General features: G+C 65.1%; 21 protein-coding genes and 1 tRNA gene. 16 read left to right on the top strand and 6 right to left on the bottom strand.

What is annotated here, in order from left to right; translation table 11 throughout:
* Nucleotides 1-42: 42 nt before the first annotated feature.
* Nucleotides 43-1,095 (bottom strand): polysaccharide deacetylase family protein, encoded by a 1,053-nt coding sequence (locus AC3WLX_RS31920; protein ID WP_492338929.1) that lies wholly within the window; start codon nucleotides 1,093-1,095, stop codon nucleotides 43-45.
* 253 nt (nucleotides 1,096-1,348) lie between these two features.
* Between AC3WLX_RS31920 and AC3WLX_RS31915 the strand changes: the two genes are divergently transcribed.
* Nucleotides 1,349-1,657, top strand: coding sequence for a hypothetical protein (locus AC3WLX_RS31915; RefSeq protein ID WP_291625564.1), 309 nt, complete (start codon nucleotides 1,349-1,351; stop codon nucleotides 1,655-1,657).
* Between the two features lie 166 nt (nucleotides 1,658-1,823).
* The gene (locus tag AC3WLX_RS31910) at nucleotides 1,824-2,039 is read left to right on the top strand and encodes a hypothetical protein (protein ID WP_291625567.1); all 216 of its coding nucleotides are present in this window, start codon (nucleotides 1,824-1,826) and stop codon (nucleotides 2,037-2,039) included.
* A gap of 134 nt (nucleotides 2,040-2,173) precedes the next feature.
* On the opposite strand, the gene AC3WLX_RS31905 is transcribed toward AC3WLX_RS31910, so the two are convergent.
* Nucleotides 2,174-3,862 (bottom strand): MFS transporter, encoded by a 1,689-nt coding sequence (locus AC3WLX_RS31905; RefSeq protein WP_492338928.1) that lies wholly within the window; start codon nucleotides 3,860-3,862, stop codon nucleotides 2,174-2,176.
* A 138-nt stretch (nucleotides 3,863-4,000) separates the two neighbouring features.
* Here AC3WLX_RS31905 and AC3WLX_RS31900 point away from each other — a divergent pair, with 138 nt between their 5' ends.
* The 7 genes from AC3WLX_RS31900 to AC3WLX_RS31870 all read left to right on the top strand — a co-directional run bounded on the left by AC3WLX_RS31900 (nucleotide 4,001) and on the right by AC3WLX_RS31870 (nucleotide 11,785).
* Nucleotides 4,001-5,371: a hydrolase gene (locus tag AC3WLX_RS31900; RefSeq protein ID WP_492338927.1), complete on the top strand. Its 1,371-nt coding sequence runs from the start codon at nucleotides 4,001-4,003 to the stop codon at nucleotides 5,369-5,371.
* Nucleotides 5,372-5,405: 34 nt separating this feature from the next.
* Nucleotides 5,406-6,776 (top strand): cytochrome P450, encoded by a 1,371-nt coding sequence (locus AC3WLX_RS31895; protein WP_492338926.1) that lies wholly within the window; start codon nucleotides 5,406-5,408, stop codon nucleotides 6,774-6,776.
* 49 nt (nucleotides 6,777-6,825) lie between these two features.
* On the top strand, nucleotides 6,826-8,235 hold the full coding sequence (locus AC3WLX_RS31890) for an adenylate/guanylate cyclase domain-containing protein (RefSeq protein WP_492338925.1): 1,410 nt from the start codon (nucleotides 6,826-6,828) through the stop codon (nucleotides 8,233-8,235).
* A 228-nt stretch (nucleotides 8,236-8,463) separates the two neighbouring features.
* Nucleotides 8,464-8,952, top strand: a complete 489-nt coding sequence (locus tag AC3WLX_RS31885; RefSeq protein ID WP_291626616.1) for a tellurite resistance TerB family protein — start codon at nucleotides 8,464-8,466, stop codon at nucleotides 8,950-8,952.
* Between the two features lie 218 nt (nucleotides 8,953-9,170).
* On the top strand, nucleotides 9,171-9,950 hold the full coding sequence (locus AC3WLX_RS31880) for an SDR family NAD(P)-dependent oxidoreductase (protein WP_492338924.1): 780 nt from the start codon (nucleotides 9,171-9,173) through the stop codon (nucleotides 9,948-9,950).
* 128 nt (nucleotides 9,951-10,078) lie between these two features.
* Complete coding sequence (locus AC3WLX_RS31875) at nucleotides 10,079-10,873, top strand: glutamine amidotransferase (RefSeq protein WP_492338923.1); 795 nt, start codon at nucleotides 10,079-10,081, stop codon at nucleotides 10,871-10,873.
* A 99-nt stretch (nucleotides 10,874-10,972) separates the two neighbouring features.
* Complete coding sequence (locus AC3WLX_RS31870) at nucleotides 10,973-11,785, top strand: enoyl-CoA hydratase (RefSeq protein WP_492338922.1); 813 nt, start codon at nucleotides 10,973-10,975, stop codon at nucleotides 11,783-11,785.
* A 121-nt stretch (nucleotides 11,786-11,906) separates the two neighbouring features.
* On the opposite strand, the gene AC3WLX_RS31865 is transcribed toward AC3WLX_RS31870, so the two are convergent.
* A tRNA-Ala gene (locus AC3WLX_RS31865) sits at nucleotides 11,907-11,982 on the bottom strand.
* Between the two features lie 202 nt (nucleotides 11,983-12,184).
* On the opposite strand from AC3WLX_RS31865, the gene AC3WLX_RS31860 reads away from it, so the two are divergent.
* From AC3WLX_RS31860 to folD, 3 genes are read left to right on the top strand one after another with little or no spacing between them, the layout of a single operon-like run.
* A complete protein-coding gene (locus AC3WLX_RS31860; protein ID WP_291626624.1) occupies nucleotides 12,185-12,475 on the top strand; it encodes a YggT family protein in 291 nt (96 codons plus the stop codon).
* A gap of 15 nt (nucleotides 12,476-12,490) precedes the next feature.
* Nucleotides 12,491-12,850, top strand: coding sequence for a DUF167 domain-containing protein (locus AC3WLX_RS31855; protein ID WP_492338921.1), 360 nt, complete (start codon nucleotides 12,491-12,493; stop codon nucleotides 12,848-12,850).
* Between the two features lie 9 nt (nucleotides 12,851-12,859).
* Entirely contained in the window at nucleotides 12,860-13,744 is an 885-nt protein-coding gene (gene folD, locus AC3WLX_RS31850; protein WP_492338920.1) for a bifunctional methylenetetrahydrofolate dehydrogenase/methenyltetrahydrofolate cyclohydrolase FolD, read from the top strand.
* Nucleotides 13,745-13,850: 106 nt separating this feature from the next.
* Here the strand turns inward: folD and ppa are convergent, their stop codons facing one another.
* Together ppa and AC3WLX_RS31840 are read right to left on the bottom strand one after the other, a co-directional pair.
* On the bottom strand, nucleotides 13,851-14,387 hold the full coding sequence (gene ppa / locus AC3WLX_RS31845) for an inorganic diphosphatase (protein WP_492338919.1): 537 nt from the start codon (nucleotides 14,385-14,387) through the stop codon (nucleotides 13,851-13,853).
* 178 nt (nucleotides 14,388-14,565) lie between these two features.
* Nucleotides 14,566-15,075: a GNAT family N-acetyltransferase gene (locus AC3WLX_RS31840; RefSeq protein WP_291620748.1), complete on the bottom strand. Its 510-nt coding sequence runs from the start codon at nucleotides 15,073-15,075 to the stop codon at nucleotides 14,566-14,568.
* A 266-nt stretch (nucleotides 15,076-15,341) separates the two neighbouring features.
* Here AC3WLX_RS31840 and AC3WLX_RS31835 point away from each other — a divergent pair, with 266 nt between their 5' ends.
* From AC3WLX_RS31835 to AC3WLX_RS31820, 4 genes are read left to right on the top strand one after another with little or no spacing between them, the layout of a single operon-like run.
* Nucleotides 15,342-16,241, top strand: coding sequence for an alpha/beta hydrolase family protein (locus AC3WLX_RS31835; RefSeq protein ID WP_492338918.1), 900 nt, complete (start codon nucleotides 15,342-15,344; stop codon nucleotides 16,239-16,241).
* Nucleotides 16,238-16,705 carry a DUF2269 family protein gene (locus AC3WLX_RS31830; RefSeq protein WP_492338917.1) on the top strand — a complete coding sequence of 156 codons (468 nt, stop codon included), beginning with the start codon at nucleotides 16,238-16,240 and terminating at the stop codon, nucleotides 16,703-16,705. The genes AC3WLX_RS31835 and AC3WLX_RS31830 overlap by 4 nt, the downstream gene beginning before the upstream one ends.
* A gap of 8 nt (nucleotides 16,706-16,713) precedes the next feature.
* Entirely contained in the window at nucleotides 16,714-18,033 is a 1,320-nt protein-coding gene (locus AC3WLX_RS31825) for an SDR family oxidoreductase (RefSeq protein WP_492338916.1), read from the top strand.
* Nucleotides 18,033-18,440 (top strand): thiol-disulfide oxidoreductase DCC family protein, encoded by a 408-nt coding sequence (locus AC3WLX_RS31820; protein WP_492338915.1) that lies wholly within the window; start codon nucleotides 18,033-18,035, stop codon nucleotides 18,438-18,440. The genes AC3WLX_RS31825 and AC3WLX_RS31820 overlap by 1 nt, the downstream gene beginning before the upstream one ends.
* Nucleotides 18,441-18,444: 4 nt before the next feature.
* On the opposite strand, the gene AC3WLX_RS31815 is transcribed toward AC3WLX_RS31820, so the two are convergent.
* Nucleotides 18,445-19,701, bottom strand: coding sequence for a flavin monoamine oxidase family protein (locus tag AC3WLX_RS31815; protein ID WP_492338914.1), 1,257 nt, complete (start codon nucleotides 19,699-19,701; stop codon nucleotides 18,445-18,447).
* Between the last annotated feature and the right edge of the window lie 209 nt (nucleotides 19,702-19,910).

The following is a 19,910-nucleotide window of genomic DNA, read 5'->3' as shown; positions in this document are numbered from 1 at the left end:
GGACAAGCCCGGCCATGACGCGAGAGTTTGGATTTGGCGCGCTTACTGCGAGATCGTCTGCACCACGCTCGCGATCGGACGTGCGTTCGTGCCTGCGGTCGGCACCTTCATGTCTTTCATCAGCGCCTCGTCATATTCCGGCAGCGTCTGGAGGCTCGCCTTGGCCTTCATCTGCACGACCTTGTAGCCGCCGGCCTTGAGCCGCGCGAGCAGCGTCGGCATGGCGATGCCGGTGTTCTTCTGGAAGTCGTGCATCAGGATGATGCCCTTGCCGAGCTTGTCGAGCCGCGTCATCACGGTCTCGACGATCTTCTCCGGCGTCGCGCCCTTCCGGAAGTCGAAGGAGTCGATCTCGGTCGAGAACATCGCGACGTTGCGGGTGGCGAAATAGCTCACCATCGCGGGATTGTGCTGAAGTTGCGGGAAGCGGAAGAACGGCGCCGGATTGGTGCCGAGCGCGAACTTCACTGCGCTGAAGCCCTTCTCGACCTCGTCCTTGACCTGCTGCTCGGTCAACTTCTTGCTGTTCAGGTTGACATGCGACCAGGTGTGCGTGCCGACCGTGTGGCCCTGGGCGAGCACCTGCTTCAGGATCTCCGGATGGTAGGTCGCGTGCTTGCCGACCGAGAAGAACAGGCCCTTGGTGCATTCGTCCGCGAGCGCCTTCAGCACCGCGGGCGTGTTGACCGGCCACGGACCGTCGTCGAAGGTCAGCACGACTTCCTTCTCGGTCAGGAAATCGAACTGCTTGAAGTGCTCGAAGCCGAAGCCGGGGCCGCCCGTCGTGTCGATCTCGACCACGCGGGACACGCCCAGCGCGTTCGGATTGGCGCAGGCCTGTTTCGGCTGCATCGGCATGGCCGGGGCAGGCGCAGGCGCCGCAACTGCCGCCGGCTTGGCGGCGACCGTCGCGGTGGTCTCGACGTCGTCCCTGGCGGCGAGCTTCGCCGGTGCCGGCAACGGATCGGCAGCACGGGCGGCAACTGTCTTGGGAGGGCCCTGGTCGGCGCGCGCGGAATAGTAAAACCAACCGCCGGCGGCGATCACGACCGCCGCAACTACACTGGCCAGCATCAGGCCCAACGCATTACGCATCGCAACTCTTTCCAATTACGCAACCAAACTGGCGGAATTTCCCGCGCGACCAGCCATTAATGCGAAGTAAGAGTTAACGTGACACCAACACGATCGCGGTTGCGGAGGAATTTCAGCGGCGTGCACCAAAGTGACCGACCTCACAGAGGAGGGGTCGCCCGTGAGCATCATCACAGTCGAAAGGGATTTGGTGGAGCATCGTAGTTCCCATCGACAACGGGCCCGCCTTGGGCGGTGCCAATGGGAGCTTCAAATGACCAAGTCGTTTACCGGCAAGTCCCTGACGAGCAAAATCCGCGACACCAGCCTGGCCCTCGGCCTGGCCGCCATCGTCTCCATCGCTTCGACGGGCGCGAGCTTCGCCTTCTCGGCCGAGGCGCAGCAGATGTGCACCGGCGATGCCTTCCGCCTCTGCTCGTCGGAGATCCCGAACATCCCGAAGATCACGGCGTGCATGATCAAGCATCGCTCGGATCTCAGCGCCGGCTGCCGCGCGGTGATGGACAAGACCCTCGCCAAGGGCGCCTCACGCAAGGTCGCTGACGCCCAGGACCAGCAGTAAACAAGACGCCGGCAATTGCGCCGGCAGCTCCCCTCGCCATGTCCCCCGGCATGAAGCCGGGGTCATGCGGATGCCTCTTGCAGGCGGTCAACAAAGCCGTTGCAGGTGCGGGATCGTCGCACTAGCTTCGCCCGCACGTCTTTTCCGGGTAAGAGGCCATTGCGCGATGACCAGACTGCTTTTCGTTGTTTCCTTGCTCCTGTGCGCATCGAGCGCCTCCGCGCAACAGCAGCCCGGCCATGATGCCTGCGCGCGCGACGTCACGCGCTTCTGCCGTCCCGTGATGAACAGTGGCGACGGTGCCGTGCTGGCGTGCCTGAAGCAGAACCGCACCAGGCTGGGCAAGGCCTGCGACAAGATGCTGACCCAGCACGGGCAGTGATCGTCATTCCGGGGCGCGCCGTCAGGCGCGAGCTAGGGTGCGCAAGCGCGCACCTGAGAATCCATCGGGCGGCAAGCTCCTGAGAGGCATGGATTCCGGGCTCGCGCTTCGCGCGCCCCGGAATGACGAAAGACCTAAGTACTGCTTCCCGCCGCGGTCGCGACCACCGGCAGCACTTCGTTGTTCGCGCGATCCGGCGTGTCGTCCTTCCAGCGCACCGAGCCGAACGGACGCTCCAGCATGCGGCGGATCCGCACCGGATCGGGGCCGATGTGGAAATCGATGGCCTGCTGGTGCAGCGCGCGCTCGGACTGGGTCGAGCGGTTGCGTTGGCGCAGATAATCGAACCAGGTCGGGCAGTGATAGCGCTCGGTCCACAATTCAGGGTCGGCGATGTCGCGCGCGATCGACCAGCCATAGGCGCCGTTGCGCTGGCGCGAGAGCTGCACGTCCTGCATCACGTTGTGGAACGCGCGCGCGTTCTCCTGCGCCACGCGATACTCGATCTCGACCACCAGCGGCCCGCTGCGCCCGGTCAGCGACAGCTTCACCTCGGGATCGGCGAGCATGTCCGCATCTTCGTTGCGGGCGCCGACGCGCGGCATCGTGAGCCAGATGCCGAGCAGCGGCGAGATCAGCATCAGCCCGGCCGCCGTCAGCAGCGCCATCTCGACGCCGACACGGTCGGTGAGATGACCCCAGCCCCAGGCGCCGATTGCGATGCCGCCGGCGATCGCGGCCTGGAATGCCGCGAGCGAGCGGCCAGCGACCCAGCGCGGCGCCGAGAGCTGTACGCCGATGTTGAACAGCGCGATCGCCGCCATCCAGACCGCGCCGCCCAGCACCAACGCGGCCGCCGTCAGCACCGGCTCCGTGCTCAGGGCGAGTGCGGCCATCGCAAACGCCATCGTGATGGTGCAGGCGCGGATCGCGGCCTCGCCGCTCATGCGCTTGCGCAATTCGTGGATATTGAGCGCGCCGATCACCGCGCCCATTCCGAAGGCACCCAGCATGATGCCGTAGGTCTGCGCGCCACCATGCAGCAGGTCGCGCGCGACCAGCGGCATCAGCGCCATCACGGCGCCGCCGATCAGGCCCATCACCAGCGTGCGCAACAGCACGATCTTGATCGGCGGCGAATTGGTGATGTAGCGGAAGCCCGAGACCATGGCGCGATTGAGCTTCTCTCGCGGCAGGCGCGAGGGCTCGCTGCTGCGCCGCCAGAGCAGCAGCACCACCAGCAGCGGCAGATAGAGGATCGCGTTGCAGGCGAACGCGGCCACCGCCCCGAGCGCAGCGACGATGACGCCGCCGACCGCGGGGCCGAAGCTGCGCGCGATGTTGTAGCTGATGCCGTTCAGCGCCACCGCGGATGCCAAAGCCTCGGGCGGCACCTGTTCGCTGACCGAGGACTGCCAGGCCGGGCCGAACAGCGCATTGCCGCTGCCGACGATGAAGCAGAAAGCGAGCAGCGCTTCCGGAGTAATGAGATTGAGCCAAGCCAGGATCGTCAGCGCGGTCGCGCCGATCAGCGCGATCGACAGCGAGATCACACTGACGATGCGGCGATCATACATGTCGGCGATAGCGCCGGCCGGCATCGAGATCAGCATGATCGGCAGCATGAGCGCGGTCTGCACGAGCGCCACCCGGTCGGCCGAAGCCGCCATCTGCGTCATCGCCCAGGCCGCGCCCACGCCCTGGATCAGGAGGCCGAGGTTGGAGAGCAGGCTGGCGAGCCAGATGCGCCGGAACACCGTATATCGCAGGGGCGCGGTGATGCCGTCGGCGGCGATTTTCTGGCGGTTCGTCTGCGCGGTCATATCCCCTTCCAAGCGGTCTGGCAGAAATGCTCCCGGGCGATTCCGGCAAATTCAGTGATGCCCGTGAAAGTCGTTCGCTGTCCAGTGGTTAGGCCGCTATAACCGGTGCAAAGAGGCGGGTCTTGCCGGGAGGAACTGATGAAGTTGTCGCGACGGACGATCCTGCAAGGCGCCGGTGCTTTGCCTTTCGCGGTTGCGAGCTTGCGGATCGGGGCATTCGCCCAGACCGCGCCCGCCGCCCCCGGCGCCGAGCTGCCGCCGATCCTGTTCGTTCACGGCAATGGCGACTATGACGCGCTCTGGATGACGACGCTTTGGCGGATGGAATCGAACGGCATCGCGCGCGAGCGCATGATGGCGATCAATTTCACTGATCCGTTGGCGCGGAGCGACGACAAAATCGAGCAGGCGAACCGTTCCTCGACCGAGGACCAGCGCCGCGAGCTTGCCGCCGCCATCACTGAGCTGAAGCGCCGCACGGGCGCATCCCGCGTGGCGCTGGTCGGCAGCTCGCGCGGCGGCTATGCCATCCGCAACGTCATCAAGAACGGTGGTGCCGGCGATGTCAGCCACGCCGTGCTGTGCGGCACGCCCAATCACGGTGTGTTCGCGACCGACGACCAGCCCAACAACGAGTTCAACGGCCGCGGCATTTTCCTGCGCGGCCTGAACGAGGGCGAGAGCGAGGTGACGCCTGGCGTCGCCTTCCTCACGCTGCGCAGCGACGGAATGGACAAATTCGCGCAACCCGACGGCCGCTTCATCGGCAAGCCCAGCACGCCGACCAACGTCACGGCCGAAGGGCCGGAGCTGAAGGGCGCCACCAACCTCGTGCTCGGCGCGCTCGACCATCGCGAGGTGGCGTTCCATCCGCGTGCGTTCCGCGAAATCTACAAGTTCATCTCCGGCCGCGAACCCACGCGCATCGCGATCGTGCCGGAGACCAGCGTGACCTTGAGTGGCCTCGTTTCGGGCACGCCCGGCGGCGTGCCGACCAACCGTCCCGTCGCGGGTGCAACCGTCGATATCTTCCGTGTCGATCCCGACACCGGTGAGCGCAAGGGTGGTGCGGTGCACAGCTCGAAGACAGGTTCCGACGGGCGCTGGGGCACTGCACAGGTCGATCCTGCCTGGTCGCTCGAATTCGTCCTGGCCTCGCCCGGTGCGCCGACGACGCACATCTACCGCTCGCCGTTCCCGCGCTCGTCCGACGTAGTGCATCTGCGGCCGGCGCGCCCGCTCGGGCCGGCGGACAAGGACGCCGGGGCGGTCGCGATCATGTCGCGGCCGCGCGGCTATTTCGGCCTGCCGCGGGACGTGGTGCTGTTCGACGGCAAGGAGCCGGCCGACGTCAAGCCGGGCGTGCCCACGGATGCGGCAGCAACCCTGCGCCTTCCCGCCAGCGAGGTTGGGCGTAACATAGTGGCCCAATTCGGCGAGGAGCGGATCGTGGCACGGGCCTGGCCCGCTTCCGAGAACCGGATTGCCATTGCCGAAATGACTTACTAGCTATTGGCCTGCGTCACAGCTGCGGGAGAGAGCCATGAATATCGCCAGCGTGCGTCGGCCCATCATCCCTCCGGCCCCTCCGCGCGCGCCCGACGACATGTCGTTCTTCGCCCGACTCGCGGTTGTCAGGCAGAACATGATCGCGACCTGGGGACAGCGCGCCTATGAGGAAGACGTCATCCCGGGCCGCTTCTTCTTTCGCAACAGTTTCATCCTGAACCGGCCCGATGCGATCCGGCACGTCCTGCTCAGCAATTACGAGAACTACACGCGCACGCCGGCCGGCATCCGCATGCTGCGCCCCGTGCTCGGCGACGGCCTGCTGATCGCCGAAGGCCATTCCTGGACATTTCAGCGCCGCACCCTGGCGCCGGCCTTCACGCCGCGCGCCACGGTCAATCTGGTCCCGCACATGACGGCGGTGCTCGACGAGACCATCGCCATGCTCGAAGCGCGAACCGGCGAGCCGGTCGACCTGCGCGAGGTCATGCAGCGCATGACGCTCGAGATCGCCGGGCGCACGATGTTCTCGTTCGGCATGGACCGCCACGGCGCGACCTTGCGCAACTTCATCATGGAATATGCCGCGCGGCTGGGACGGCCTTACTTCCTCGACATGCTGTTGCCTGTGTCATGGCCGAGCCCGATGGATTTCGCCCGCGCCCGGTTCCGCAAGCGCTGGACCGCGTTCGTCGCCATGCTGATCGCCGAACGGCGCGCGATGGGCAAGAAGGATGGCGCGCCGCCACGCGATCTGTTCGATCTCATGGACGAGGCGCGCGATCCCGAGACCGGCAAGGGCTTTTCCGACGAACAGCTCGTCGACGAGGTCGCGACCATGATCCTCGCGGGCCACGAGACCACGGCGACCGCGCTGTTCTGGGCGCTCTATCTGCTGGCGCTCGATCCCGACACGCAGGAGGAAGTGGCGTCAGAGGCGCGCGGCGAGCACCTCGACAGCATGGCCGACATCGACCGGCAGAAATTCACCCGCGCGGTGACCGAGGAGACCATGCGGCTCTATCCGCCGGCCTTCCTTGTCGCGCGTGCCGCGCGCGACAAGGACAACGCGGCCGGCGTCGAGATCGGCAAGGGCGACATCATCATGATCGCGCCATGGCTGCTGCACCGGCACGAGAAGCTGTGGGACCAGCCGAACGCGTTCATTCCAAAGCGCTTCCTGTCGAAAGAGGCGCCCGATCGTTTCGCTTACCTGCCGTTCGGCGCGGGCCCCCGCGTCTGCATCGGCGCACCGTTTGCCCAGGCCGAATCCGTGCTGGCGCTGGCGCGGCTGATCGGCGCATTCCGTGTCGAGCTCGCCGACACCGCGCCTGCCGTGATCCCGCTCGGCGTCGTCACGACGCAGCCCGACCACTCACCGATGTTCCGTATCACGCGGCGGTGACGCCGCCCCGTCTGGCCGATGGCGCCATTCCCCCCTATAGAGTTGCGCCATGAGCGATGTCCGGGCCCAGTTTGCCGTTTTGAAACAAACCGCCGATGAAAAGGTGGTTGATGCGATTCAGCACCTCATCGACCACGGCGAGGACCACCAGCTCAATCGCGTGAATGTCATCGACTTCTCGAGATTGCATGGTCTCGACGAGGAGCTGGCCATATCGGGCTTTCTGCATTCGGCCCGGCTCGGCCTGTTCGATCTGGGCTGGAACGTGCTGTGTCCGGGATGCGGCGGCGTGCTGGGGGCGCATTCGACCCTGAAGGGGCTCAGGCCGGACGATTATCACTGCGCGCTGTGCGCCTGCGCCTACAAGGCCTCCGTCGACGACCAGGTCGAGGTGTCCTTCACGGTGAACCCGCGCGTCAGGCGCATAGCGGCGCATGATCCCGATACGCTTCCGGTGTGGGAATATTACAAGCAGGTCTATTGGAGTTCCGGCGTCGACTTCACTGATGAATCCGTTGAAACGTTGGCCGGCGAGGTGGCGCTCGAATCTCGCGAGCTGCCTCAGGGTCAAACGGCGACGGTTTCGCTCACCCTGCCAAGGGAATTCATCATCATCTTCGAGCCGATCACGCACGCTGCCCTGTTCATCGATGTCCAGGGCGATCCGGCCGCGGAACCCCAGGAACTCTCGATCGCCTACGCCACCGAACCGACGCTGACACAGACGATCAGCCTGCGTCCCGGCCCGGTCAGCCTGACGTTCCAGAATCAGGCGAGCACACGCGTCCTGCCGTCGGTGTTCGTCGCGGCCGAAGCGCTCCATCACCTGATCGGCAAGCGGAAGCCGTTCCTCACGGCCAAGCGGATGCTGTCGAACCAGACCTTTCGTGATGTGTTCAAAGCCGACAATCTCAGCATCGACCAGCGGCTCCAGATCACGTCTCTGACCTTTCTGTTCACGGATCTCAAGGGATCGACGGCTCTCTACGAGCGGGTCGGCGATCTCGCCGCCTTCGATCTCGTGCGCGCGCATTTTCACGCGCTGCTCGAGATCATCTCTTCGCAGAAAGGCGCGGTCGTGAAGACGATCGGCGATGCCGTGATGGCGACCTTCATCCGTCCCGAGGACGCGATCGTCGCAGGGCTGCGGATGCGTACGGCGATGGACGACCTCAACAGTCAGCGTGGCACCGACGATCTCATCGTCAAGATCGGTATCCACGAAGGCCCCTGCCTTGCGGTGATGCTCAACGAGCGGCAGGATTATTTCGGCCAGACCGTCAACATCGCCGCGCGCGTGCAGAGCCTGTCGACCGCGCAGGAAATTCACATCACCGGTCCGGTGCTGGACGCTCCCGCCGTGGCCGAGGTGCTCGAGCAACGCGCGATCAAGCCGATCCAGAAGCAGGCCGCGCTGCGCGGCATCGCCGACAAGATGGTGGTGTACGAGATACCGTGAGGCATCTTTCGTCATTCCGGGGCGCGCGCAGCGCGAGCCATGGTGCGCCATTGCGTACCTGAGAAACTCGAGATTCCGGGCCCATCGCCCCGGAATGACCGTGCCCAGATTGCCGAAACGTAATGCGGCGCGCGGAACTGACGCACGTTGCGCCGGTTGGGTTTCCCGCTCATATAATGGTGGTAACGGCCGCGCTCGTTGCGGCGTCATCAATCTCGGTAGGACCTCATGCTGGACGGCTTGCGCCAATTCATCACCGACATTGTTGCTCCTCACGACCAGACCCGCGCATTCGGCGAAAGCGATTACCGGCTCGCGGCCACGGCGCTGCTGATTCACGTGGTTTCGCTGGACGGCCAGCCGACCGCAGCCGAGCAGCGCAAGCTGCATGGCCTGATCGAGAGTCATTTCGGACTGGACCGCGGCACCGCGGATCGCCTGATCGCGGACGCCACGGAGGTCGAAGGCGATGCGGTCGATCTCTATCGCTTCACCAGCGTCATCATGCGCTCGCTCGACGAAGAGGGCCGCAAGCGCATCGTTCAAATGATGTGGGAGCTGGTCTATGCCGACGGCCAGGTCACCGAGTTCGAGGACAACGTCGTCTGGCGCGCATCCGACCTGCTCGGCATTTCCCAGCGCGACCGGATCGAGCTGAAGCACGCCGTTGCAGAGCGTGCCGGTGGACAGGTCAGGGATAGCGCCGTCGGCGGCTGACAGCGCTCGCTCGGGCACTCGTGGTCTCCAGGCACATGAAGAAACTTTAATCTATTCGACACCCGCGTCGCACTGCCCTGCAAATCAACGGTTTTCGGCACGGCCTGTCGTTCTGCTCAAGCCGCCATGCTGCCAATGCGGCTTGCCTGTTGCGCACGGCCTATGCTCTCGTTCCGTCGTTGCCGGGGCGGGAAGAGTTGAATTCGAGAGAGTTGGACGTGGTTGAGCGGGTAACGCTGATTACTGGTGCCTCGGCCGGCATCGGGGTGGAGCTGGCGCGCGTGTTTGCCGCCAATGGACATCGCCTCGCATTGACGGCGAGACGTGCGGATCGGCTCGAAGCGCTCGCAAGCGAGCTCGCTGCCAAGGGCGGCAAGAAGCCGATCGTGATCGCCTGCGATCTCGAGCAACGCGATGCCGGCGAAACCATCGCGGCAGCGCTCGCCGCCGAAGGCGTTGAGCTCGATCATCTCGTCAACAATGCCGGCTTCGGCGTGTTCGGCGATGCCATCGAGTGCGATCGCACCGAGCAGCTCGGCATCGTCGACGTCAACGTCCGGGCCCTGACGGACCTGTCGCTGCGATTTGCCGATCAGCTCATCAGGAACAAGGGCGGCCTGCTCAATGTCGGATCGGTCGCAGGCTTCCTGCCCGGGCCCGGCATGGCCGTCTACTACGCGTCCAAGGCCTATGTGATCTCCTTGACCGAAGCGTTGCGGGCGGAGCTCGCGCCGCACGGCGTCCGCGTCACCGTGCTCTGCCCGGGCCCGGTGCCGACCGAATTCCAGGCCCGCGCGCGCGTCGGATCGGAACATGATACGGCCCTTCTCAACGTCTCTGCCACTGAAGTTGCGCAGGAGGCGTATCGCGGCCTGATGGCCAACAAACGGGCAGTGCTGCCGGGTCTCGGCATCAAGATCGTGCCGTTCGCGCTGCGTTTCTTCCCGCGCGGCTTCATCCTCGCCGCCACCAGCCGGTTCCAGCGGCAGAGGCGCTGAGACCGCCCTCCGCACCCGGAATGGCCCGGAGCTTGCTTCAAGAGCCGTGCGTGTGTGCGCCAACTCACACGATGTTAACCGTCGCTTAGCTATGCTGGCGGCCTGAACCGATAGCACTCGCAGAGGCCATGTCGTTCCGCACGGACAGGTTTGGTGGCGCAGAGGTGGTCGCCTTCCCACGGAGGGCGCAGAGCGCGGCCGCCCCTGAAACCCGGCGGCCGGTTCTGATCGTGCTGCATCAGGAATGCTCGACACCGGGCCGCGTCGGCAATGCGCTGCGCGCGCTCGGCCATCGCCTCGACATCCGCCGTCCGCGCTTCGGCGATCCCTTGCCCGAGACGCTCGATCGGCATGCCGGCGCCGTGATCTTCGGCGGCCCGATGAGCGCCAACGATTCCGACGACTACATCCGCCGCGAGATCGACTGGATCGAAATTCCGCTCCGCGAGCAGCGGCCCTTGCTCGGCATCTGCCTGGGGGCGCAGATGCTGGCGATGCAGCTCGGGGCCCGCGTCGCGCCGCATGCGCGCGCGTTGACCCAGATCGGCTACTACCCGATCAGGCCGACCGCCGCGGGGCATGCGCTCTGCCCGCATTGGCCGGCGCAGGTCTATCACTGGCATCGCGAGGGATTCGAGCTGCCTGAAGGCGCCGAGTTACTCGCCGAAGGCGATGATTTTCCGGTGCAGGCGTTCCGTGCCGGCAATGCTTTCGGCGTGCAGTTCCACCCCGACGTGACCTACGCGATGATGTGCCGCTGGACCACGCGCGGCTATGACGGCTTCAGCGCGCCCGGTGCGCGGCAGCGGCACCATCATTTCGCGGATCGTGCCGTCTATGATGCTGCCGAACGCGCCTGGCTCGATCATTTCATCGGCGGCTGGCTGGCGCGCCGGCCGGTGCTGGCGCAAGCCGCCGAGTGATCGCGCCTCCACGCAAGTCCTTGCCCCTTCGCTGGATATGCTAGGCTCTCCGCCAACGAGCACGGCACCAATGCGTGCCGGCCGACAAGGGAGAGCGCCGTGGCCTACGAACACATTCTCTATGAGGTGAGCGACAAGATCGCGACCATCACGCTCAACCGCCCGGATCGCATGAACGCCTGGACGCCGGTCATGGAGCGCGACGTGCGTCACGCGATGGAGACGTCGAACGCCGACGACAATGTCCGTGTCATCGTGCTCACCGGCGCGGGCCGGGCCTTCTGCGCCGGCGCCGATATGGACGCGCTGAAGGGGCTCGACCCCGACGACGTCAGGCGCGCCTCGAACCTGCCGCCATTCGACATGAACCGCCGGCCGGATTGGCAGACGCGCTACGGCTATTACCCTTCGATCAAGAAGCCCGTGATCGCCATGCTCAATGGCGCCACGGCCGGCATCGGCCTCGTCCACGCGCTCTATTGCGATCTGCGCTTTGCCGCCGACAACACCGTGTTCACCACCGCCTTTGCGCGGCGCGGCCTGATCGCCGAGCACGGCATCAGCTGGATGCTGCCGCGCATCGTCGGCCACGCCCATGCAATGGATCTGCTGCTCTCGGCGAGGCGCGTGTCGAGCGAGGAGGCGCTGCGGATCGGGCTAGTGAACCGGCTTTCTTCGCCTACGATGCTGCGCGAGGAGACCTATGCCTATGCACGCGACCTCGCCGATTTCGTCTCGCCGAGCGCGATGGCCGTGATCAAGCGCCAGCTCTACGAGGTGCCGTTCCAGACCCTCGCCGAGGCGACGATCGAGGCCAACAGGGAGATGATGGTGGCGCTGGCCGGCAGCGATTTCAGGGAAGGCGTGGCGAGCTTCATGGAGAAGCGGCCGCCGAGGTTTACGGGGAGGTAGGGGGTTCTACGGAGAAGGTCCGCCGTCGCCCTTCGGGCTATGGCGGGACAGCCTTCGCTCACTTCGCTACGAGGGACTTCCCTAGGCTTGCCCAGCCGAAGCTCGCGAACCGAGCGAAGCGTGGTGGAGCCAGGCGGGATCGAACCGCCGACCTCGTCATTGCGAACGACGCGCTCTCCCAGCTGAGCTATGGCCCCTTTGCTGGCCGCTCTGGTGAACGCGGCCGACAACCGGGCGCCATTTAAGTCCCCGCCAAGGTCAAGTCAAGGACGGGTGTCACCCGGTTTTAGCCGTCCTGGCGCCGACTTCCCTTGTTTGGACCTGACGGAACCGATATCTAGCAAAAGGCGTCAATCCCGATCGCAGCCTGAGTTTTCATAGCCAGAGTCTTCAATAGCCATGCGTGCCGTTCTCGACATCGTCATCATCGTGCTCGACCTCTATGTCTGGCTGCTGATCGCCTCCGCGATCCTGTCCTGGCTGATCGCCTTCAACGTGGTGAACACCCGCAACCAGTTCGTTTCGGCGGTGGCGGAGTTCCTGTACCGGATCACCGAGCCGCTGCTGGCACCGATTCGCAATTTCCTGCCCAGCCTCGGCGGTCTCGACATCTCGCCGATCATCCTGATCCTGATCATCATGTTCATCGAGCGGGTGATCCTGTACTACGTCTACCCCAACGTTGTCTGAGCAGGCTGGAGCGCCTTGGTTGCGAAAGAGGCTTCCAGAGAACCCTGGCGTTACTCGGCCGCAGGACTCAGCATCGCGCTACGGGTGACGCCGCGCGGCGGACGCGACGACATCGATGGGATCGAGCAATTGTCGGATGGCCGCAGCGTGCTCAAGGTGCGGGTGCGCGCCATCGCCGATGGCGGCGAGGCCAACAAGGCGGTTTTGGTGCTGCTGGCGAAATCGCTCGGCGTACCCAAGGCCAGCGTCAGGTTGCTGTCCGGGGCCACCTCGCGGCTGAAGCAGATCGCGGTCGATGGCGACCCGGCGCGGCTCGGAGAAGCCCTGCGCCAGCTCGTCCAACTCAAATCTGCGGCGCCCAAATCGACGGACTGAGGAACTGACATGACGGCCCAAATCATCGATGGAAAAGTGATCGCCGCGGAGCTTCGGGCGCGCGTCGCCGACGAGGTGACCCGCGTCAAGCGCGAGCACGATCTGGTGCCGGGCCTTGCGGTCGTGCTGGTCGGCAACGACCCCGCCAGCGAGGTTTATGTCCGCTCCAAACATACCCAGACCCAGGCCGCGGGCATGGCCTCGTTCGAGCACAAGCTGCCGGCCGACGTCTCGCAGGCAGACCTGCTGGCGCTGGTCGCCAAGCTCAACCGCGATCCCGCCGTGCACGGCATTCTCGTACAATTGCCGCTGCCGAAGGGGCTGAACACCGAGGCCGTGATCAACGCCATCGACCCCGCCAAGGACGTCGATGGCCTGCACCCGAACAATGCCGGCCGGCTCGCCGGCGGCTTCGAGGCGCTGTCGCCCTGCACGCCGCTCGGCTGCATCATCCTGACCAAGAGCGTGCACGCATCGCTCGAAGGCATGAACGCGATCGTCATCGGCCGCTCCAACCTGGTCGGCCGTCCGCTGGTGCAATTGCTGCTGAACGAGAACGCCACCGTGACGATCGCGCATTCGCGCTCGCGCGACCTGCCCGGGCTCGTGAAGAAGGCGGACCTCGTCTATGCCGCGGTCGGGAGGCCCGAGATGGTGCGCGGCGATTGGCTGAAGCCGGGCGCGACCGTGATCGATGTCGGCATCAATCGCATCCCGAAGGAGGACGGCAAGACGCGCCTCGTCGGCGACGTCGCCTATCAGGAAGCGCTCGAAGTGGCCGGTGCCATCACGCCGGTGCCGGGCGGCGTCGGCCAGATGACGGTCGCGTGCCTCTTGGTGAATACGCTGCGTGCGGCGTGTGCGATCGCGGGGCTGGCGAAGCCGGCGGTGTAAGTGAGTGTCATTCCGGGGCGGCTCGCAGAGCCGAACCCGGAATCTCGAGCCACAAACATCTGGATTCCGGGTTCGCGCTTCGCGCGCCCGGGAATGACGATAGGCTTCAGCCCTTTTTCTTCTTCTCGCGGTCCATGCCTTCGAGGATGAGCCTGTGCGCGTCCTCCGGGCCGCCCCAGCGCAGGATCTTCACCCACTTGCCCTTTTCGAGATCCTTGTAGTGCTCGAAGAAGTGCTGGATCTGCTGGAGCGTGATATCCGGCAAGTCGGAATAGCTCTTCACCTTGTCATAGCGCTGCGTCAGCTTGGACGACGGCACCGCCAGGATCTTCTCGTCGCCGCCGGCCTCGTCTTCCATGAACAGGACGCCGACCGGGCGCACGCTCATGACGGCGCCGGGGATGATGGCGCGGGTGTTGATGATCAGCACGTCGCAGGGATCGCCGTCGTCCGACAGTGTGTGCGGGATGAAGCCGTAATTACCGGGGTAGCGCATCGGCGTGTAGAGGAAGCGGTCGACCACCAGCGTGCCGGCCTCCTTGTCCATCTCATACTTGATCGGTTCGCCGCCAACGGGGACTTCAATGATGACATTGACGTCCTGGGGTACGTTTTTCCCGATCGAGACCGCATCGATACGCATTCAAGGCTCCGTTGTTGCCGAGGACCAATCGCGCCCGGCAGCGATTTTGGCGCTGTCATACGCGGGCTTGGCCCGTTGATCCATCGCGTTCTTGTGAAATAATGAATCCAGCGATCACCGGCGCGAGAGGCGGCGGTATCGACGGACGGGGAACGCCGCCCGGCAGGATTTCAGCAGCTTAATTGGTCCAGGCGAAGGCAACCTTGTCGAGCGCCTTCGGCCCGAACCGCTCGGAAGAGCGCGCCACCATGCGGCCGCCCAAGGTCCGGTAGAACTCGGTCGCCGGATCGTTGTCCGAGAGCGCCCACACCACCATGCTCTTCAACCCGCTCTGCATGAGGTCGCGGCGGGCGGCCGCGAACAGGCGGCGGCCGAAGCCGAGGCCTTGAAACTCGGGCCGCAGGTAAAGCTCGTAAATCTCGCCGTCGAAATGCAGGCTGCGGGCCCGGTTGCGGCCGTAATTGGCGTAGCCGGCGATCTTGTCACCGAACACCAGCACGCTGACGCGGCTGCCCTTGCGAATCGCGCTGTCCCACCACTGCGGACCGCGGCGATTGATCAGCTTCTCCAGCTCGGCGCCGGGGATGATGCCCTGATAGGCCGAACGCCAGGCTTCGTCATGGGTCGACGCCACCGCAGTTGCATCTGCAGCTTTGGCCGGCCGAACCTCGATCAGGGTTGTGCTCATGGACGCGATCAAACCAAGTCGCCGCGCCGGCGGCAAGACCTATCGTTAATTATCGGTTAACCTGTGGATTTTCTGCATCAGTATTATGACCATGTTGTACCGAAAGAGGACAGGCCGCCGTTGCAATGGGCAATGGCGGGGCGAGGGCCGGTGCAAAACTCCGTTACGGCCGCGAACGAACGGCCATGGCTTCGCAGAAAGTCCACCAAGAATGATTCGTTCCTACTAGGCTGCGGGTCGCTGTTCGCGTGCGTCCCTGGCAATTCATGCGGCTCCTCAATACCATCGCGCTCCTGCCACTGCTGGCCTTGCTGACTGCGCTACCTCTGGGCGCACAGGTCGCGTTCGGGCCATCGGGCGCGGAGAGCGAACCGTTACGTCGTCAAGACTGGCTTGTGCCGTCACCGGACACCGGCGTTGCTGCGCGTGCCCTGCTGTTTCGCCCCACCGGACCAGGTCCGTTCCGCCTCGTGGTGATCGCGCACGCCTCGACGCAGAATGCGCTGCGTCGCGCGCAAATGCCGCAGCCGGAATACCGCCCGCTCGCCGCCCACCTCGTTGCGCGTGGCTTTGCCGTCTTGGTGCCGGAGCGGCCCGGCCATGGCGCGACCGGCGGCCGCTATCTCGAGGATCAGGGCGGCTGCGACGAGGCCGATTACGCAGGCTCGGGCCGCGCCACGGCCAACGCAATCAAGCTTGCGCTGGACCATCTGCAAAAACAGGATTTCATCCGCAAGGACGCCGCGATCGTGATCGGCCATTCCGCGGGGGGATGGGGTGCGCTGGCGCTCGCCAAGGCCGATCCGAAGGCGATCTCCGCGATCGCAGTGTTTGCGCCGGGGCGCGGCGGCCATGCCGATGATGAGCCGACCCGAATCTGCGCGCCGGACAGGCTGCTCGCCGCCGCAGCTGAGTTCGGAAAGGCGGCGCGGATTCCCTTTACATGGCTCGTTGCAGGCAATGACAGCTATTTCACGCCGGCCTTCTCGCAGAGACTGGTTGATGCGTTCCGCGGCAGCGGCGGCAACGCCGAGTTTCGCGCGCTGCCGGCCGTGGGCAGCGAGGGCCACTGGATGATCGAAACCGACGCCGGGGTAAAAGCCGCAAGCAGCGAACTCGCGCGGGCCCTGAATCCGCCCAGGCCTGTGGCGACCAAGAAGCCATGACGCTGTATTTCCTGGTCAAGTTTCTTCATGTGCTCGGCGCCATCGTCATCCTCGGCACAGGAACCGGCATCGCCTTCTTCATGCTGATGGCGCATCGCACGGCCGACGTGGCGTTCATCGCCCGAACCGCCTCGGTCGTCGTGATTGCGGATGCGATGTTCACGCTGTCGGCTGTGATCCTGCAGCCGATCACGGGGGGCCTGCTGATGGCCCTCTCCGCCACGTCGATCACCGAACACTGGCTGCTCACATCGCTCGCGCTCTATGTCTTTGCAGGCCTGTTCTGGATCCCGGTCGTCTACATGCAGATCGAGATGCGCGATCTCGCGCGCAGGGCCGCCGCCCAGCATGGTACACTCCCACACCGCTATTTCGTCCTGTTCCGCCGCTGGTTTGTGTTCGGCTTCCCCGGCTTTGGGGCAACCATGCTGATCCTGTGGCTGATGATCGCAAAACCGTTCTGAGAGAAGCGATGAGTGAGCAAACCATCCTGGTGCTCGGCGCCTCCGGCCTGATCGGCCGCTTCCTCACCGATGATCTGCGCGAACGCGGCTTTCGCGTTGTCGGCATGGCACGCAGGCTGTCTGCGGCGCAGAGGATGAGCGCGCTGGACCTGGAGCTGCCGATCCTTTCGCTGGATGCCGCCGCGCTGACGCGTCTCCTGAACGAGAATACGGTAAGCGTCGTCGTAAACTGCCTCGGCGTGCTCCAGGATGGACCGGGCAGCAACACGGGCGCTGTGCATCGCGACCTCGTCGCGCGGCTGCTTCAGGCGATCAGCGACAGTAGTCGTGCAATCCGGTTGGTGCACATATCGATTCCAGGTTCCGCGAAAGCCGATCGTACCGCCTTCGCCACGACCAAGCGCGAGGGCGAGCACCTGATCGCAGCCAGTGGCATTCCTCATGCGATCCTGCGACCCGGCTTCGTGGTTGCGCCATCGGCCTATGGCGGCAGCGCCATGCTCCGCGCCCTTGCTGCCTTCCCCATCGATTTACCGGCAAGAGAAATGGCAACGCCATTCCAACCGGTGGCGATCGAGGATATCTCCGCGACCATCGCCTGGCTCGCAGCACGCGACATCGACGACGCCTCGCTGACAGCGGTAAGCTGGGACCTGATGCAAGCCGAACCGGTTAGCATGGCCGGGGTCATCAAGACATTTCGTGTCGCATTTGGCACCGAAGGATGGCCTCGCATCGGGATGCCGGCTTTCATGCTCGATCTAGGCGCACGTCTCGGGGATCTTGCCAGTCATCTCGGCTGGATGCCGCCGATGCGCTCGACGGCCATCGCCGAACTCCGTCGCGGCGTGGCGGGCGATCCCTCCGCATGGATCGCTGCGACGGGGATCACGCCGAAGAAGCTGACTGATGTGCTCGGGCGCCATCCCGCCACCATCCAGGACAAATGGTTCGCGCGCCTGTTTCTGATCAAGGCCCTGATCTTCGCGAGCCTGGTCGGTTTCTGGCTCGTCTCCGGCTTCATCGCACTGTTCGTGTCCTATCCGGCCGCCGCCGCCATCTTGAGCGCGCATAACTTTCCGCCCGCGCTGGTCGATCCCATCACCATCGGCACCAGCCTGATGGACATGAGCATCGGCCTCCTGATCGCCTTCCGGCGTACCGCTGCCTTTGGGTTGATTGCGGGCATCGTCGCCTCGCTTGGCTATATGGTGGGCGCGGCGATCCTGACGCCCGACCTGTGGGTCGAGCCCCTCGGCGCGCTGGTGAAAACGGGACCGGCGATCGTGCTGATGGTCGTCGCGCTCCTGATGCTGGACAACCGCTGATGAGCAAGTGGCCCGACGACGACGTGATCCTGTTCGACGGCGTCTGCATCTTCTGCTCGCGCTGGGTCCGGTTCGTTGCGAAGCGCGACATCGGGAAGAGGTTTCGTTTCACGCCGATCCAGTCGGACTATGGAACGCGGTTGGCGAGCGAATTCGGCATCGATCCCGATGATCCCGACACCAACGCGGTGGTTCATGGCGGCGAGGTCTTCACGAAGTCGGATGCCGCGCTGACCGTGCTGTCGCTGTTGCCGGGATGGGGTTGGGTGCGCGCCTTGTTTGCGATCCCAAAGCCGCTGCGAGACGCCGCCTACGGCCTCGTCGCGCGCAACCGCTATCGCATCTTCGGAAGGTACGACGCATGCTTCGTGCCTGATGCTGATCTGCGGGCGCGGGTGATCGAGTAGCGCGTCATCGCGGGCGCGCCGTGCCCAGGACGACCAAAGCTTCCTTCGCCGCCCGCTCGCCGCTGTCTCTCGCGCCATGGGCGGTCGAGAAGAAATTCGGCGATGTGGCCTCGCCGGCAAAGAACAGCCGGCCGTCGACCGGCGCGGCCAGCACGGCGCGATCACCGGCATGGCCCGGCAGCGCGTGCGAATAGGAGCCGCGGGCGAACGGATCGTGCGCCCAGCGCGATTCGCGCAACGGCCTCAGCTTGCGCCTGATGTCATTGCCGAGGAAGGCGGCGATCTCGTCGATGCTCTGGGCGGCGAAGGCACCCTCGCCCGCATCTTCCAGCTCGCGCGCGAACCGGCCTCCGAAGAAGCCGTCGATGCAGGGCTGGCCGAAGGGACGGATGTGGTAGGTGCCCATCTCCGTGCGCATGGTGGCGCCACGGAGGTTTCCCTCGACCGGAAAGGCTTCGGCGCCGTCGAGCGCCAGCGTCACCTTGTCGTCGACGCCGAGCGGCAGGCCGCGCGCGGCATCGACCTTGACGGGCAGCGCCGGAGAGAAGCGGATGGCCTCGTCGGCGATCAGATTGGTCGGCACGGTGACGATCACGGCCTCGGCCTCGACCGTTCCGCGCGACGTCTCGAGGCGGATGCGCTTGCCGGAATGGTCGATCAGCGTGACGTTGCAGTTCAGTGCGACCGGGCACGGCGCGCCATAGGCGGCGATCAGCGTCCCGTAACCGGCGCGCACGCGCCAATTGAAATAGGTGTCCTCGTAGGCCTCCATGTCGAGGAGCGAGACTTGGTCGAGCTCGCACCCGTTCACGTAGGTCGAGATCGCGTCGATCATCGGATTCCAGCGATTGCCCGGCTCGAGATAGAAGGAGGCAGGTGCATCCTCACCCTGCTCCGCCGCCTCCCAGATGCGCTCGTAGAATTCGTCGATGGCCTGCACGAACGCCTTGCGCTCGGCTTCCGGAAACGCATCGCCAAAGGCGCGGTCGCCCCAGGGCGGCAGGTCCGTGTTGATCTCGAAACCGAGCCGCTTGGCGATTGCGACGAAAGAATTCTTGTCGGCCGAGTGAAGCCAGCCGCAGCCGACATCGAATGTCACCTCAAGCGAGGCCTGCACCGTCCATGCGCGGCCGCCGAGGCGATCGCGCGCTTCAAGCACGATGGCGGAGAGTCCTGTGTCCTTCAGCGCATGCGCAGCGCCCAGCCCGGCCGCGCCGGCTCCGATGATCGCGACATCGACGAAGGAAGGAAGGGAACTCATGGTCCGGCTCTAGCACGTTCCCCGCAGGGGCTAAAGCTGCCCACGCGATCGTGTTCCTATCCGGTCCGGGACTAAGTTCGTCGGGAGGCACAGCACCCTTGCGCTGGTGCCACCTGTTTTGGCGATTACCCTAGAAATGGTGGGCACGCTGCGCTTTGCCCACCTACGCTACAGTGCTGGATGCCCCGGTCGAGCCGGGGCATGACAGT

Source organism: Bradyrhizobium sp. FW305-F6 (assembly GCF_058782905.1).
This window is presented reverse-complemented; position numbering and strand designations above follow the sequence as displayed.

What these genes read in the sequence shown, in the direction of transcription:
- AC3WLX_RS31920 (WP_492338929.1), bottom strand. Translation starts at nt 1,095, where the DNA reads ATGCGTAATGCGTTGGGCCTGATGCTGGCCAGTGTAGTTGCGGCGGTC.
- AC3WLX_RS31915 (WP_291625564.1), top strand. Translation starts at nt 1,349, where the DNA reads ATGACCAAGTCGTTTACCGGCAAGTCCCTGACGAGCAAAATCCGCGAC.
- AC3WLX_RS31910 (WP_291625567.1), top strand. Translation starts at nt 1,824, where the DNA reads ATGACCAGACTGCTTTTCGTTGTTTCCTTGCTCCTGTGCGCATCGAGC.
- AC3WLX_RS31905 (WP_492338928.1), bottom strand. Translation starts at nt 3,862, where the DNA reads ATGACCGCGCAGACGAACCGCCAGAAAATCGCCGCCGACGGCATCACC.
- AC3WLX_RS31900 (WP_492338927.1), top strand. Translation starts at nt 4,001, where the DNA reads ATGAAGTTGTCGCGACGGACGATCCTGCAAGGCGCCGGTGCTTTGCCT.
- AC3WLX_RS31895 (WP_492338926.1), top strand. Translation starts at nt 5,406, where the DNA reads ATGAATATCGCCAGCGTGCGTCGGCCCATCATCCCTCCGGCCCCTCCG.
- AC3WLX_RS31890 (WP_492338925.1), top strand. Translation starts at nt 6,826, where the DNA reads ATGAGCGATGTCCGGGCCCAGTTTGCCGTTTTGAAACAAACCGCCGAT.
- AC3WLX_RS31885 (WP_291626616.1), top strand. Translation starts at nt 8,464, where the DNA reads ATGCTGGACGGCTTGCGCCAATTCATCACCGACATTGTTGCTCCTCAC.
- AC3WLX_RS31875 (WP_492338923.1), top strand. Translation starts at nt 10,079, where the DNA reads ATGTCGTTCCGCACGGACAGGTTTGGTGGCGCAGAGGTGGTCGCCTTC.
- AC3WLX_RS31860 (WP_291626624.1), top strand. Translation starts at nt 12,185, where the DNA reads ATGCGTGCCGTTCTCGACATCGTCATCATCGTGCTCGACCTCTATGTC.
- folD (WP_492338920.1), top strand. Translation starts at nt 12,860, where the DNA reads ATGACGGCCCAAATCATCGATGGAAAAGTGATCGCCGCGGAGCTTCGG.
- ppa (WP_492338919.1), bottom strand. Translation starts at nt 14,387, where the DNA reads ATGCGTATCGATGCGGTCTCGATCGGGAAAAACGTACCCCAGGACGTC.
- AC3WLX_RS31840 (WP_291620748.1), bottom strand. Translation starts at nt 15,075, where the DNA reads ATGAGCACAACCCTGATCGAGGTTCGGCCGGCCAAAGCTGCAGATGCA.
- AC3WLX_RS31835 (WP_492338918.1), top strand. Translation starts at nt 15,342, where the DNA reads ATGCGGCTCCTCAATACCATCGCGCTCCTGCCACTGCTGGCCTTGCTG.
- AC3WLX_RS31830 (WP_492338917.1), top strand. Translation starts at nt 16,238, where the DNA reads ATGACGCTGTATTTCCTGGTCAAGTTTCTTCATGTGCTCGGCGCCATC.
- AC3WLX_RS31825 (WP_492338916.1), top strand. Translation starts at nt 16,714, where the DNA reads ATGAGTGAGCAAACCATCCTGGTGCTCGGCGCCTCCGGCCTGATCGGC.
- AC3WLX_RS31820 (WP_492338915.1), top strand. Translation starts at nt 18,033, where the DNA reads ATGAGCAAGTGGCCCGACGACGACGTGATCCTGTTCGACGGCGTCTGC.
- AC3WLX_RS31815 (WP_492338914.1), bottom strand. Translation starts at nt 19,701, where the DNA reads ATGAGTTCCCTTCCTTCCTTCGTCGATGTCGCGATCATCGGAGCCGGC.